Below are 16,254 nucleotides of genomic sequence, written 5' to 3' on the forward strand. Positions count from 1 at the left end.
TATATTTTATGAAAATTTTTCGCAAAAAGCAAAAAATCAAAAATTTTAACCTAAAAAATCACAAAAACAAAATTACCAACTAACAAATTGACAAATACTAAAAAAGAATACATAAAAACCATTTAATGAACTGATATAAAGTTAAAAAAAATACTATATAATAATATTAAATAATAATTATAAATTAAATTAATAATACTTATTTTAAATTTTTTACTACTAAACAAAATATAAAAAATAATTAAATTACTATAAAAAATAAAATGAAAAAGATATTATAGTACAGATTGTATAAAAATAAGAAAAAAAATTATGATTTGTAAAAAATAATAAATATAATTATAAAATTTTAAAATGAATAAGCATTATTAAACTATAGAATTGACATTATAATAGGCAATGTTATAAGGCTTATCATCATATCAAAAAAAATACAATCTGAGGTTAAATGAAAATCTAAATCATAATTAACTGCAAGAGCTAATGTTAACATAGCAGGAGGCATTGCTGATTCAATAATAGAAATTTGACCATCAAAACTATTTAAATTTAAAAAGTTCAATAGAACTAAAGCAATTATTGGAGCAATAATCAGTTTAATAAAAGATGTAAATAAAACTGCATCTACATTATTTCTAATTCCTTTAAATTCGATAGATAAACCTAATGAAAGCATGATAAGTGGAATAGTTAAACTTTTAAGATAATTTAAACTGTTTAAAATAGTATAATCTAATGGGACATTTAAATAATTAAATAAAAGACCTAAAATAACAGCCCATAAAATTGGAAAAGATAAAATTTTTTTAAGTAAATCTTTAAATTCCCCATTAAATCTTAAAATAAATATAATATTAAATATTATAAAAAGTAAGCTAGTACCAACATCATAAAATATAGCTCTTATAAGGCCATTATTACCAAATACGCCTAAAATTAAAGGGAAACCAAAAAATCCAGTGTTAGCCATAGTTGAAACTAATACCATACTCCATTTTTTATTTTTGTCAATTTTTAAAAAACTAAGTAATAAAAAAACAATTAAAGCACAAATTAGAGCAACAAAAACATTAACAAATGGTAAAAAACCTATTTTTGAAAGAAGTGTAAAATCAGTAGTATATAGTGAATAAAAAACTAAAGAAGGCATAGCTATATGGATAACTATTTTATTTAAAACCCCTACATCATTTGCTTTTAAAAGATTAATTCTTTTAGAAAAATAACCTAGAAAAATAATAATTAATATTACAATAAAAGTAAAAATTAGTGTCATTTAATCACTTAATAAGATATAGATTTTATTTTATATATATTTTAAAAGTGATCAAATTAAAAAAAAATAGGAAAATTTAAAAAAATTTAATCAATTACACCTTCATTGGTGATTTTATATACACATTCACCTTCAGGTAAATGAGGACTATCAACAAGTCGTGCAATTCTTTTACCAGCTAAACCTTTCTTAAGCCAGATTCTATAAGTAGATGCATGTCCTAAAACATGTCCTCCAGTAGCTTTAGTTGGACTACCAAAGAAAGCATCAGGTCTTGCTTGTACTTGGTTAGTAATGAATATAGCTAAATTATATGTATTTGCTAACTGTTGAAGTACATGTAAATGTTGATTAAGTTTTTGTTGTCTTACAGCTAGTGCTTCTCTTCCAACATATTCAGCTCTAAAGTGAGCCATCAAAGAATCAACAATGACAAGTTTAATATTTGAACCACTTTGAATAAGTTCATTTATTTTTTCAGCCATTAACAATTGGTGAGAAGAGTTAAATGCTCTTGCAATATGGATTTTTTGTAAAACCTCTTCATGATCTAGGCCAAATCTATCAGAAATTTGTTCTATACGTTCAGGTCTAAAAGTATTTTCAGTATCAATATATACACATTCAGCATCTAAGCCTCCTTGTTCAAGAGGTAATTGAACTGTAACAGCAAGTTCATGTGAAATTTGACTTTTACCAGAACCAAATTCTCCAAATACTTCAGTAATAGCCTGAGTTTCAATACCACCACCAATTAATTCATCAAAAGCATTACTTCCAACAGTAATCCTACCAATATCTTTACGTCTTTCTGCTACATCAAAAGCAGTTTCGAAATCAATTTTTTCTGATTTACGTGCTGCTTCAATAACCTTTTCAGCTACACCTTCACCAATTTCAGCTTTAACAGCTAATTCTTTAGCAGTAGCTGTTGCTAATCGCATCATATCAGCAAAACCAGCATCTCTTAATTTTTCAGCAGTTTTTTCACCTACATTAGGCAAGTCTTCTAATTCTACCATTATAATCCCTCACATACTATTTTATATTTTTACATATTGATTTTAGTTTAAATTTAATATGATTTTGAAAAAATTTGATTAGGTCTTAACCTAAGTGATTCATCAAAATCGTTATAGTTAACATCAGCAATTACTTCAATAGATTGACCTTCTAAATCTTCAATTTTACCTTCTAAAGGACTTATATCTCCAGTATCAGTTATAATTTTAATAATTTCACTTTCTTTCATTTCTAATAAATCTTCTACTAATGAACCAAAGAAAGTAATTTGAATCTCTCCAGTATCATCTTCAATATGAGCTGGAAGCATTAAAGTGTATTTAGGATTTTCTATTTCTTCACCACAATACTGACAGTAAAAACCTTCTTCATCTTTATCTAATTTACTATTACAATTAGGACATTTAGAAAGTAAAACATTATTACTATTTAAATTAGATAAACGACCAGATATTCTAATATTAACATCATCATCTTCAATCTCATCTATAGTTTTTTGAACATATATAGAATCTTGTATTTCTTCAAATGAAGGTAAAGATTTAATATCACTATCGTTTGGTTTTGATATATTAGAACTACTGTTTATGCTTAACTCATAAGAATCTCCATTATAATTGACACGTGGATTAATAATTTTAACAGCATCTCCAACATTTAATTCTTTGTTAGGATCTGGATTCCAAATAGCAAGTCTAATAGAAGCAGTATTATCTGCAATATCTATATTTTGAACAGAACCAGATGAACCATCTGCTCTTTCAAATGTATTAATTGGTCTTATACTTAAAATTCTAGCAATAATTTTAAGATTTGTATCCTCTTCGTCTAACTCATCAATGTTCTTTTTATTATAAATTAATTGTTCTAATGTTTCAATTGAAGAAACATATTTAGATTTTTCTTCATCTAATTCAATAATTCGTGATGTTTTTCCAATATTTAATTGTACATCATACATTCCAAGTCTAGTTCTAGCATTTTCTATTAAATATGCTTTACCTACTTCTAAATCAGTTTTTGTAGCTTTTTCATCCCAAAGTGATAATTGGATTAAACCTGTTTCATCAGCAAAATCAACTGACTTAACTGTTCCAAGTGTTCCATCATCTCTTTGGAATTCTCTTTTATCCCCAATACTTAAAATACGACCATAAACATCTACTTCTTCACCTTCTTCATCAGCATCCTGAACTTGTTCTATTTTAATAGGTCCAATATTCATTTTATATTCTTCTAACTTAGCAATTAATTCTTCAGGTTCAGTAGGATTTATTGTAAAACTTGTATTCCAATTAGTATTTACCCTATAACCAGTTGTTGCATAGTCATCATATTCAATATTACCACCAATAACTTTTAGAATATCACCTTTTTCTATATCTAAGTTAAGAGCATTGTTATTCCACAGAGTTACTCTAATAGAACCAGTATCATCTAAAATTTCAATAGATCTAACATAACCTTCAGTATTATCTTGACGATTAAAAGTAAGGACATCTTGTATTTTACTTACTACACCAATTAAAGAAACATCTGAGATTTCTTCTGCATCTCCAATTTTTAAGAGGTTTTCTTTTATTTCTGGTACTTCAAAATCACCTTTTTCAATTTTACTGTTTTGATGTACAAGACCAATCGTATCATTTTGATCTGCTCTTACAGATGCATTTAAAATTTTTACAGCATCACCCACATCAAAATCATTAAGTAAATCTACGTCCTTATTCCATAAAGTATAATCAATTTTTCCTGATTGATCTTGTATTGTTAAATGTGAAACTTTACCATCATCTTGACCTTCACGTTGGAAAGTATTAATAGAACCTTTTCTATAAATCCTTCCAATAATATTTACAGAATTATCATTAAGGGAAATATCTGCAATATCTTTAATATTTTCATTGTATTGTGGAAAATCAGGATAATCACTAGAAGGCATAACTTTCACCTCAGAACGAGGTGACAATTGTAGTTCTTCATTTTTTGTGTAATTATTTTGAACAACTCTAATACCCGTAATTTGAATTATATCTCCTTCTTCAAAAGTATTTAAATATTTATTAATATTCTCTGTCCAAAATAGTGTTTTTAATTCTTTAGTATCATCAGCTAAGATTAGATTACAAAGTTTTCCAGGTACACCTTTACGAGTGGTGAAAGTTTTTGGGTTTGCAATAGACATTACTCTACCAACTACAGTGATTTTTTCTTGGCCAGCTTCCAAATCTTCTAATTTTAATGATTTAGTGGAAGTTGGAGTATCATTTTCTTCCTCAGTTAGATAATGCCCTGTAATCATACGTGCAATATCAATATCACCCATAAAACTATGGTCTTCATAATTTTTCTTTAATTCATCAAACTTATTTAAAAATTCTTCTTCAGAAATATGATCTTTAATTTTTTCATATTCTTCTCTTATTTCTTCGTCCATACCAGACCCTCACAAAAATTATATTATACTTTCAATTTTTATATATAAATGACATACCCTAGAGCATTTGAAAAGTAATATATAAATAAAAACCCTACATATTTTAAAAAAAATTTAGTATATAAATAATAATTATATAAGTAAAAATTTTTTACTAAAATTATTAAAATATTCTAAATATTTTTATAAATTTATGATATATTAAAACTTACTAATAATATAATATAAAAAATTAAAATATTAAAAGAGTCTAACTTTAAGGTAAATCATTTGTTAAATAATTATTTTTGATTTAATATATATTTTATATATTTATTGTTAAAAAATAACATTATTAATTAATTTTATTAAAAATTCAAAATAACTAAGGTAAATAAAATAAATTTAGAAAATATAAATTATTTATATATTAAAAACTATTCTGTAATTAAAAATATATCATAAACTTTGTTCCTGAAATCAATTCATAAAGGTTTCTATAGTTAGTTTTTGATATCAATATATGCTAAAATACTATTTTAAAAATGAATAATTTTTTATAGGTTTAAACAAACTAAAGTTTTAGAATTATCCCATTAATCCATAATTTTAAATATATCATCAAAAAATATAAATTAGTTTTAATATCTAAATATTTTCAATTTGTAAATAAATAAATTAAATATATTATTATTTTAACTATATGAAGGTATTTTTTTATTAAAATCCGTGAATATTAATTTGTATTTTTACAGATTATATTAATATAAATGACAAAATGAAAAAATAGATATTTAGGTAAATTTTAGCAAAGTAAAAAATTTAAATCTTATATCTTATGATAATACATAACTTTTATATCTAGTAATATTAATTGATAAGTGAAAAATAAGTTTAACAAGTGAAGGATGGATTGTAGATTTAGAACCTGGTACATATACAGCAGAGCTTACTCTCACAGAGTATCCTGGAGAATCAACAGCAACTATAAATGTTATTATTTCAAAAGAACCTAGTAATATTACTGCAAGTCCTGTAACAACTACTTATAATATAGATAAATATTTAATTATTACCTTAAAAGATGCAAATGGTAAACCTATAACAAATGAAGAGGTAACAGTAAACCTCGGTAGTTATAAAAAATATAAGACTGATAAAAACGGTCAAGTTAAAATCAATGTTGCGACCCTTACTCGAAAACCTATACTGCAAAAATTACATATGCAGGATCAGATAAGATTGATGGTTCTACTCAATCGGTAAAAGTTACAGTTAAAAAAAAACTATACCAAAAATAATAGCAAAAAACGCAAATTTCAAATCTAAGTGAAAACTAAAAAATATACAGTGACCTTTAAAAACAATAAAAACCAAGCACTCAAAAACACAAAAGTAACATTAAAAGATAATGGTAAAACATACTGCTAAAACTAATAACAATGGCCAAGCAACATTTAAAATAACAAACCTTAATAAAAAGGGCACTTATACTGCAGTTATAACCTGCCCAGCAAACTTAAATTACTAAAATGTAATAAGTGAAAAAGTTAAAATAAGTGTAAAACCATAAAAATTTTATATAAAGAGTTAAAATAACTCTTTATATTTTATTCTATTTTTAAAAATCACTAAAAGTGTAATAAAAAATAATATTCTTTAATAAGCTGAAATTATAATTTATAATGATTTTATTTAATATTTATTTATTCTTCTTGAACTATTTTTTATTTGAGTAGGTTAATACTGGCATCAATATTATTCTTCTTGTAATTATTTTAAATTATTTTTTTTTATTCTAATAAGGTTTTAAAAGAAAAATTGACCTTATTATTTGAATAAGGAAAAGTTAAATTTATTTAAAATTTTTAGAGGTTTGAATTTATCATTTCTCAGTTAATTATTGTATAACTGTTATGAATTAATCCATGTGATATACATATGATAGATTAAACGATATAATAAAAAGGTTTCTATGGATTATTTTAAAATTATCATCAATTATTTTATATAGATAGTATAACACTTGGATATAATAAATAGAAAAAACATCCAATAAAGGCGAAAATTATTACTGCAAACCAATCCAGAAAAATAAAGAAAATATTCAAAACTAAAAAATAGAATTCTAAGATTCTAGATGCAAATCAAAATTGGGCAAAAAACATAAAAAAATAAAATAAAATAAAATAGGCTATAAAATTTTACAAATTCAAAAAAGAATAGAATAATGAAAATTATATTCTTAAAAGATTAATAAGCATTAGGATTATTTTTTAAAATAGTTTTAACCATAATACCAACATCTAAACCGAAATGCCAATTTTCTACATATTCAATATCATACTTAATACGTTTTTTAATTGAAGTGTTTCCACGGCAACCATGTACTTGTGCCCATCCTGTAAGACCTGGTCTAACCTGATGTTTAACCATATATTTTGGAATATCTTTCTTAAATTGATTTACAAAATAAGGTCTTTCTGGTCTTGGACCAACAACACTCATTTCTCCTTTTAAGACATTGAAAAATTGTGGTAATTCATCTATACTGGTTTTTCTAATAAAATTACCAACTCGTGTTTTACGAGGATCATCTTCAGTAGTCCATTCAGATTTTTCTTCATCTGGATCTTGAACCCTCATACTTCTAAATTTATACATATTAAAACTTTTATGCTGATAACCTATTCTTTCTTGTTTAAAAATTATAGGTCCAGGAGAAGATATTTTAATAGCAATAGCAGTTAAAAGCATGATTGGAGAGGTAATAATAATTGCAATAATAGCAACTGTTAAATCCTCAATTTTTTTAATTGTTCTATTAAATGGATCATCAAGTGGTACATAACGAATATTGATAATAGGAATATCTTCTATCATATCTACAGAAGGTCTTGCAGGGAAATATTCTGTATAAGCAGGTATAATTTCTGCTTTAATACCGGCTTTTTCACAACTTATAACCAGTTCATTAATATGCTTATAATATTTCAACGGAATAGCAAGAATAACTCTATCAAAATTATGAATTGATAAAATAGTATCTAAATCATGAAAAGAACCAACAATTGGAACACCATCAATTTCTAAACCTACTCTTTCTGGTCTGCCTAAAAATCCATAAATAGAATAACCTAAATAAGGATTTTCTCTAATTTTTTTCTCAAAATTAAAGGCCATTTCATTATCTCCAACAATAAGAATATGTTTCATATTCTTACCTTCCTCACGTATTTTCATAAGTAAAAAACGAACAATAGATCTTTCAAAGATACCAAATACTGTTGCAAAAAATGCCATTAAAAACATTAGAATCCTTGAAAAGTTAGGTTGGTTTATAATAAATAAAACTGCAATCATGACTATAAAAGCAATGATGTTTACTTTAATAATTTGAGAAGCTTCAGAAAATATATTTCTATGTGTTCTAAATGGTTTATACAAACCAAATGAAAAATAAAGTATTAAATATATTGGTAAAATAACTATAATTAAAAATATAAAATATTCTTCTAAGCTTAAATGCCCTCCTAATGGGCCAAAAATAGTAGTATAAAATCTTAAATAAGCAGCAAGTAATAAGGAAATAACAATGATAGAAGTATCAGCCAATACTAAAATAAAATTTAAAAGTCTTTGGTTTTGTCTTATCATAATATCCCTTATTAAATATATGATTATAAGTTATATAAAAAAATTATAATTATTAACTAATAATTTTTAGTATTTAATATTATTAATACTTAATTAATTTATATAAAAAAATAATGGAAACCAATAAAACAAAAAAAAATAACAATGAAAAAATGTGTAAAAATGGATTAGAAGTTAAAGATAATTAAAATTAAAAAATAAAAATAGAATATTTCTAAAGAATAAATTACATAACTAATTAGATTTAAAAATATTTATAAATAATTTTAAAATAAGTAAAATAACTATACCAATATAAACTAGAATATTTACTAAAAAGAAATAATGTTTACTCAGATTTTTACGATAAAATATATACATGGCCCTGTAAAACTCATATATAAGTTTGGATTTTTGTTTTTTACTACTAGAACCTTTAAAATGAGTAATTTTACTTTCCCCATAATATATTATTTTATAGCCTCCCTTTTTAATCCTGAAACATAAATCAATATCCTCACCATACATAAAAAATTCTTCATCTAGAAGTCCTACCTCATTAAGTGCATTTTTATCTATTAGCATAAATGCACCAGTAAGACAATCAATTTCATAAATTCCATTATCATCCATATTATCAAGATTATAATCATTTAATTTAGAATTTTTAACCGGAATATGAAAGAGTCTAAGAAAAGAATTGGTAGGGTTTGGAAAACTACGTTTACATGCCTTATCAAGAGTTCCATCAGGCAAATTAACCTGAACACCTAATGCCCCAATATTATCATGATTTTTAATATAATTTAATGAATTTTCAAGTGTATCTGACTCTACAATTGTATCAGAATTTAAAAGAAGAATATAATCTCCATCTGATTTTCGAATAGCTAAATTATTCCCATAGGCAAATCCTCCATTAATATCTGAGGAAATAAACTTAATATTTTCATAGGTTTTAAATCTATCCATTAGTTTTTCTAAACTTCCATCTAAGGAGTTATTGTCAACTACAAAAATATCATATGAATAAGTACATTCAGAGTTCAATATGGAATTAATTACATTAACAGTCAAGTCATATGTTTTATAATTAACAATAATTATTGATAAATCCATGATTAAACTCCCCATATTTTCTAATTTAGTAAATTAAATAAATAATTAAATAAATTTTTTAATTAATTTATTTAAAGATATTAATTATTTATTATATATTTTATTTTAATTTTGATTATTTTAATTTAATTTAATTTACTTAAATTTACATAAATTTACTTTAAATTATTTTAATATACTCTAATTTATTATTTAATTTATTAATAAAAAAGTATAATTAAAATTTAAGTTATAAATTTAGTTATGTTTTAATCTACTTTTTAAATAATCCAAATGTATTTTTAATAAGTTTCCATTCTATTTTAAAATAATTTTTAAAATGTTTTGATGTGTATTTAGTTTTTTTAATCTTACTACGCGTATTTAATCCTTCTTTAATTCCATCTAAATAAATAGATCCAAAACCTTTCTTTAAAAAGAACAGATATTTAATCAAAAATCCTAAAAATATAAAAGGAAAATTCACTATTTTTTGAGGTATAGGAAAATTTTTATAAATTAACCATACATTGTTCCGGGCTGCAAGAGGTATTTTAAAATCATTATACTGGCTTCCTGAACTTCCACTACCAATATGATATATAATTGCATCTGGACAATAATAATTTTTATATCCATAAATTTGTGCTCTATATCCAATATCTACATCTTCCATATATGCAAAAAATTCACTGTCAAAATAACCAATCTCTTCAATTAATGATTTTCTATATAATGCAGCACCTGCACAGCTAGAGAAAATCTCATAGCTAGTATTATATTTATTAATATCCTGATTATTTCCTATTTTTTTTGTATAGGTCACTAAAGTATAGCTGTCACCTGCATCATCTATAAGATTTCTATTATTGTATTGAACCATTTTTGATGAAACAGAAAATATCAAATCATTTTGATTTATACATTTAATCAAGTTTTCTATTGCGGTCTTTTCAAGTTCAACATCATTGTTAAGTAAAAATACAAATTCTGATTTTGAAGAACGTATTCCTTGATTTACTCCTTCTGCAAAACCTTTATTAGAATTATTTTGAATTAAGTGGATTTTGATTGGATAATTGTCCATTATTTGACTTATATACTCAACACTCCCATCAGATGAAGCATTATCAACAATAACAATCTCTTCAATCAAATTCATATGGGCTTTTAAAGATTTAAAGTATACATCTAAAAATTCAAATCCATTGTAATTTGGTGTTACTATTGAAACTTTCATAAGATCACATCTTAATGATTTAAGACAAATTCTACAATTCTTCTAGATGCTTTACCATCTAAATTATCAAATTGTAAATTTTTAAATTCCTCTAAACGGTCAGTGTTGAAATTTTCATTTTTAATTGTATTGATTAATTCATCTGTAGTTTTAACAATTGTACCTGGAACATCTTTTTTATAGTCTATGTAAAATCCTCTTTCACATTCAAGATAATTATCCAAATCATATGCAAACAATATAATAGGTTTATCTAATATAGTATACTCTACCATTAAAGAAGAGTAATCAGTTATTAAAATATCAGATATTAACATTAACTCTTCGATAGATTCATAATCTGTTAAGTCATAAACATTATTTAGCTTTAAAGCCTCATATATTAGATTATTATCTTGAGTAAATTGATACATTCTAGGATGTAGTCTTAAAAATAAGACATATTCATCTGATAGATTATCAATAAATTTATTTATGTCAAAATATTTAAATATATTATTATATTCTGTAGTTTCCCTAAATGTTGGTGCATATAATATTATTTTTTTATTATTAATACCCGGATATGTTTTTTCGAATTTTGATTTGATTTTTAAAATATTTTCCTTCTTTAGATTTTCTGGAGCAAAATAGTCCAATCTTGCCATTCCTAAGGGATAAATTTTATTATCATCAATTTGAAATGCTTCCATAAAATCTTTCTTATAATTTTTAGATGTGATAAATAAATAATCAGTATTATTAGATGACTTTCGTATAAGATTTATTAAATCCTTACCATCTTTTAAAGTAGTAGAATATCCAAACTTTTTAAATCCTCCTGCACCATGCCAAAGCTGAATAACTTTAGTTTTATCAGATATATTCATATATGCAAGTGGAAAGAAATTATCATTTAAGAAAATATAGTTTGACCTTGCAAGTTTATAGATATTATTAATTGAGATTTTATTTTTAATAATATAATTATAGCTAAATTTAGGGTTTTGTTTTAATTTTTTAAATTCTCTATAGATATAGCGAAAATCATCATTAAATGATTCATTTTTATCAGATACAAATGATATACTATTGTCTTTAACTGGAAAAATCCTAAATAAATTAAAAATAAATCCATATGCCCTGTGTTTTAAAGACATTTTAACTACTACCTAAAAATAATATGATAACTAATATTTTGTAAATATTTAAATAATTGTTTAATGTTTTGAAAATTTAAGTATTTTAAAAAAATTAAAAAAATAAAATTTAAAAGGAATTATTGTTTATATTAGATTACTAAACTTTTATTATAATTGTTTATAAATGATTTATAATAAAAATTTGGTAAACAACTATAAAATTTAATTAATGAAGTTTAATATTTTTTAAATCCTCTTGAGTTCCAGATTTTGCAAATTCAATATATTCATCACAAATCTCATCAACATCCCCATACCTAATGAGATTTCCTTGATCAAGCCAAATAACTTTATTACACATTTTTCTAATTGCCCCCACTGAATGAGTTACCATAATCACTGTAACTCCTTCACCCATTAATTCCTCTAATTTTTCTTTACTTTTTTCTTTGAATTTTACATCCCCAACAGATAATACCTCATCTAAGATTAAGATATCAGGGTTTACAATAGTTGCAACTGAAAAACCTAATTTTGCTTTCATACCTGAAGAATAGTTTTTAATAGGAACTTTAATAAAGTGGCCAAGTTCTGAAAATTCAACAATTTCATCAAATTTCTCTTCTAAAAACTCTTTCTGGTAACCTAATATTGAACCATTTAAAAAGATATTTTCTTCACCTGTATAATTAATATCAAAACCAGCACCAAGTTCTAAAAGTGGTGCTACTCCTCCTTTAACAGTAACTTTACCTTCAGTTGGTTTCATTACTCCAGATAATATCTTAAGTAATGTACTTTTACCAGCACCATTAAAACCTATAACACCTAATCTTTCCCCTTTATGCACTTTAAAAGAAACATGATTTAAAGCTTTGAACTTAGTTTTTTCAGGTAAATCACGTTTAAGGAATCTTATAAAGTATTCCTTAAAATTATCAACTTTCTCTTCAGCTAGCAAAAATTCCATAGAAACATCATCAACTTCAATAATAATCTCATCTGAAACAGGAAAATTTCTTAATAGATTTTCACCAAGTCTAGATTGTTTGGCAGCTGCATCAACAGCCCTAACAGCAGCTCTAATAGCAGATCTAGCATTCCTAGCAGCAGTTAATTTTGCTTTTCTTTTATCTTTTTTATATCTTAGGTTTTCATATCTTTCGGTCATTTTCTTTAAATCTTGATTAATATTTTCAACAGAAGATAAATAATTTAAAGGTAACCATTTAAATTTTAAATCTAAAATTTCTCCATCATTAACATCAATTTTATAAACATAATTATCAGAAAAACTAACAAGTTTACTAGAATTTAATAATATTCTGTCATTGACAGATAGATAATTGAAATCAATGTATACATGAACATCTTCATTATATTTATTTCGAAAATTCGGTCCTTTAATCATAATTTTCAAAGTACCTTTATTAATACACTTAATTTTCAAGGAAAGATCATTTTTTTGACTATTAATACTTAATCCGAATCCCTTTTCTTCACGACCCCAATTTTTAAATACTAATAAATTATCATCAGAGTATTCTAAAAGTTCAATATTGTTCTTATAACCAGCATTTCGTAAATCAATTCTTGCTCTATTAAATTTTAATAGATTTGAATTAATATAATTATTATCCCGATTATTATCCTCTATATAATTTTTAATCCATCCTGAAATTTTAGAATATTCAAAATTAGGATAGTTAGTGTCATCAATAATCTTTACTAAACTAAAGGAAGTAGAAAAATATTTCATTGGGTTACTATAATCCATTTGCTCAACAAATTTATAATAAATAAATGAATTAAATTTATTAATAAATTTATTTTTAAAATCATCAGAATGAAAAACATTAATCAAATAATCAAAAAGTTCTTTGTAATTATGTATTTCAACATTGGTTAAACTATTTGATTTTAATTTAGGTCCACTTATGAATTCATTTTTAACTTTTTCATAAGGAAGAATTTTATTAATTGAATTAACATATTCTTTAATTTTAAAATCAAAATTTTCACCAGCAAAATTAAAATCTAATAATTTAGGACAATATCTTGATAAAATTAGAACAAATAATAATTTTCTATCACTACACTCATCAATTGTTAATTTTAATCTATTAAGTATAGGATCAAAAAATGGAGAAAAGTTAAGTTTATTTGAAAAATATTCTTCAACAGCATCTTTACCATAATGATTTCTAGATATAGTCTCTTTATTGTATCTCCAGGTTATCCATTTTTCATCTTCCTTATAAACCTTTTCAATAGTTTTCAAATCTTTTTCAATGAGGTTTTTAGAAGACTCTGTAAAAAACATGTTTTGAAGTTTAGAAAAAACAAAATCTTCTGAAAAATTATTCCTACTAATTAAAGGTAATCCTTTTAAGATATTTCCTCCTCTAGCATTAAAAGAGAAAATAGGATTTTTATATTTGAAAAAATTAAAATTAAAATCATTATTAAATCCTAATTTAATATATAAAGATAAATTAATAGTAGTATCCAAATCATTAAAATAGATTTTTTCGGATGTAGAAAGATCTTGATTTAATTTAAATCCGAATTCATCAGAAATTTGATTTAAAGTATCTAAATTCTTTTGATGATGATTAGAATCTGTTAATGAATTAATTTGGACTTTTTCTAAATCAATATTAGAATTTAATAATATTGAAAGAATAACCCTTGAAGAAATCTCTTCAGATAAATCAAAACTAATATTATTAGTTTCTTCTTTAAGATTACGTACTATATTAATCCATTTATTAAACCACAAATCTAATAATTCTAATCCTTCTTTAGAATTTAATTCAATTGTTGATTCTTCATAATTAATTTCTTCAAAATAAAAACTAAGATTATGTTTATTTATATGGAAGATTAGATTTCTTGGAATAAGTTCAATTTCATTTACAAAAGTGTCCTTATATGAAAAGGCATACATATTACCTGTTAAAAACACAGATTTAGAAAAATCATTATTAACAGATAATTGATAATTAACTTTTAAATATTCGACTAATTTCCAAAAAGAATTTGATATGGCAAAATAATCATCCTGTTTAAACAAATATAAACCATATGAACCATTAAAATCTTGATAGATTTTTATCTCATCTTCTGTTACTTTTACATTGATAAATATACCATAATCAAGAAAATTAAAATCATGAGTTATTTCTTGATTTTGTATTATTTTAGAATTATGAATACAAAAACCATATAATTTTGAATTTATTGAATCAAGATTATTTGAATCTATAATAAAAAATTCATCGTTATAAAATTCATCAAACTCACTCATTTTTCCATTCTCCCAAATATAATAACACTAATTTATTATAACTTTCTAAAAGTTATCTTTAATTAGTGAAAAAAAATAATTACAATTAAATATTAAATACGTAAAATAAATTCATCCTGATATTTATAAAATATAATTAAACCTAAGATTAAAGAAATAAATGCACATGCAGCCAAGTATAACAACATTTTAATTTCAGGAAAAGAATCATATAAAATACAGGCTCTACAACTGGCTATTGCTGAATATATGGGGTTAAGTTTAAAGAATATTAAAAACCTTTTAGGAACAATATCTATAGGGTAGAAAACTGCACTTAAATAAGTTAACATCATTGTTACAACTTTCCACAAGTAATTTATATCTGTAAAGTAGGTTGCAAGTGTAGTTAATATTAAACCTACACCAATAGTTAATATTAAAACTAAGAAAATAGGAATAACAGCATAAATAATCGTGAAATAAAACTCTTGTCCTGTTACAATCATTACAAGTACTAGAACTATTAATGATATTAAATAATTTATAAATTCAGCACAAATACTCCCAAGTGGAAACATATACTTTGGAACATAAATTTTCTGAACAATAGCCTTATTTATTTTAATAGATGTCATAGCTCCAGATGTACCTTTAGCAAATAAGTCTAAAATTAACCTACCAGTAAGTAAGTAAACAGGGAAGTTAGGAATGGATCTACTGAAAAATGTTGAAAAAACAATGGTTAAAACAATCATTTGTAAAAGAGGATTTAAAAAGCTCCAAAACAAACCTAAAACAGAATCCTTATATTTACTTTGTACATCCTTTTTAATTAGTTCTGTGAGTAAAAATTTATAACTTTTAAAATTAGTCATAAATCTATGCATATTCCCACTCATAATATCTCTCTTAATTTCAATCTATTACTATTATAACATTATATAATAAATATATTAATATTAATTTATGTTTTTAAATATATTAATATTAATTTATGTTTTTAAATATATATAAAATTGATTATAAATCAATGAAAAAATTTTATATAATTAAATTTATAGGGTGCTAGATAGAGCAAAATTTTAAGAGTGATATTTGCTCTTCTTTTTTGTTGATTTTTAGTTTTTGTTGGTCTGTTTTTAATGGTGCCTT

Annotated in this window: 10 protein-coding genes; all 10 read right to left on the reverse strand. The window is 23.8% G+C overall.

Features of this window, described 5'->3' with window-relative positions:
• Positions 1-373: 373 nt before the first annotated feature.
• Positions 374-1,276 carry an AEC family transporter gene (locus QZ146_RS04640; protein WP_295722488.1) on the reverse strand — a complete coding sequence of 301 codons (903 nt, stop codon included), beginning with the start codon at positions 1,274-1,276 and terminating at the stop codon, positions 374-376.
• 86 nt (positions 1,277-1,362) lie between these two features.
• On the reverse strand, positions 1,363-2,298 hold the full coding sequence (gene radA, locus QZ146_RS04645; RefSeq protein WP_295722489.1) for a DNA repair and recombination protein RadA: 936 nt from the start codon (positions 2,296-2,298) through the stop codon (positions 1,363-1,365).
• Positions 2,299-2,351: 53 nt separating this feature from the next.
• Positions 2,352-4,736: an OB-fold nucleic acid binding domain-containing protein gene (locus QZ146_RS04650; RefSeq protein WP_295722490.1), complete on the reverse strand. Its 2,385-nt coding sequence runs from the start codon at positions 4,734-4,736 to the stop codon at positions 2,352-2,354.
• 815 nt (positions 4,737-5,551) lie between these two features.
• Positions 5,552-5,674: a hypothetical protein gene (locus QZ146_RS04655; RefSeq protein ID WP_295722491.1), complete on the reverse strand. Its 123-nt coding sequence runs from the start codon at positions 5,672-5,674 to the stop codon at positions 5,552-5,554.
• A 1,294-nt stretch (positions 5,675-6,968) separates the two neighbouring features.
• Positions 6,969-8,372 (reverse strand): undecaprenyl-phosphate glucose phosphotransferase, encoded by a 1,404-nt coding sequence (locus QZ146_RS04660; RefSeq protein ID WP_295722492.1) that lies wholly within the window; start codon positions 8,370-8,372, stop codon positions 6,969-6,971.
• A gap of 234 nt (positions 8,373-8,606) precedes the next feature.
• Entirely contained in the window at positions 8,607-9,470 is an 864-nt protein-coding gene (locus tag QZ146_RS04665; protein WP_295722493.1) for a glycosyltransferase family 2 protein, read from the reverse strand.
• Between the two features lie 253 nt (positions 9,471-9,723).
• Entirely contained in the window at positions 9,724-10,689 is a 966-nt protein-coding gene (locus QZ146_RS04670; protein ID WP_295722494.1) for a glycosyltransferase family 2 protein, read from the reverse strand.
• Between the two features lie 11 nt (positions 10,690-10,700).
• Complete coding sequence (locus QZ146_RS04675; RefSeq protein WP_295722495.1) at positions 10,701-11,828, reverse strand: CDP-glycerol glycerophosphotransferase family protein; 1,128 nt, start codon at positions 11,826-11,828, stop codon at positions 10,701-10,703.
• Between the two features lie 208 nt (positions 11,829-12,036).
• On the reverse strand, positions 12,037-15,120 hold the full coding sequence (locus tag QZ146_RS04680) for an ABC transporter ATP-binding protein (protein ID WP_295722496.1): 3,084 nt from the start codon (positions 15,118-15,120) through the stop codon (positions 12,037-12,039).
• A 92-nt stretch (positions 15,121-15,212) separates the two neighbouring features.
• Complete coding sequence (locus QZ146_RS04685) at positions 15,213-16,001, reverse strand: ABC transporter permease (protein ID WP_295722497.1); 789 nt, start codon at positions 15,999-16,001, stop codon at positions 15,213-15,215.
• Positions 16,002-16,254: the final 253 nt, after the last annotated feature.

This window comes from uncultured Methanobrevibacter sp. (genome assembly GCF_905235195.1).
In the GTDB taxonomy this organism is placed as follows: Archaea; Methanobacteriota; Methanobacteria; order Methanobacteriales; family Methanobacteriaceae; genus Methanarmilla.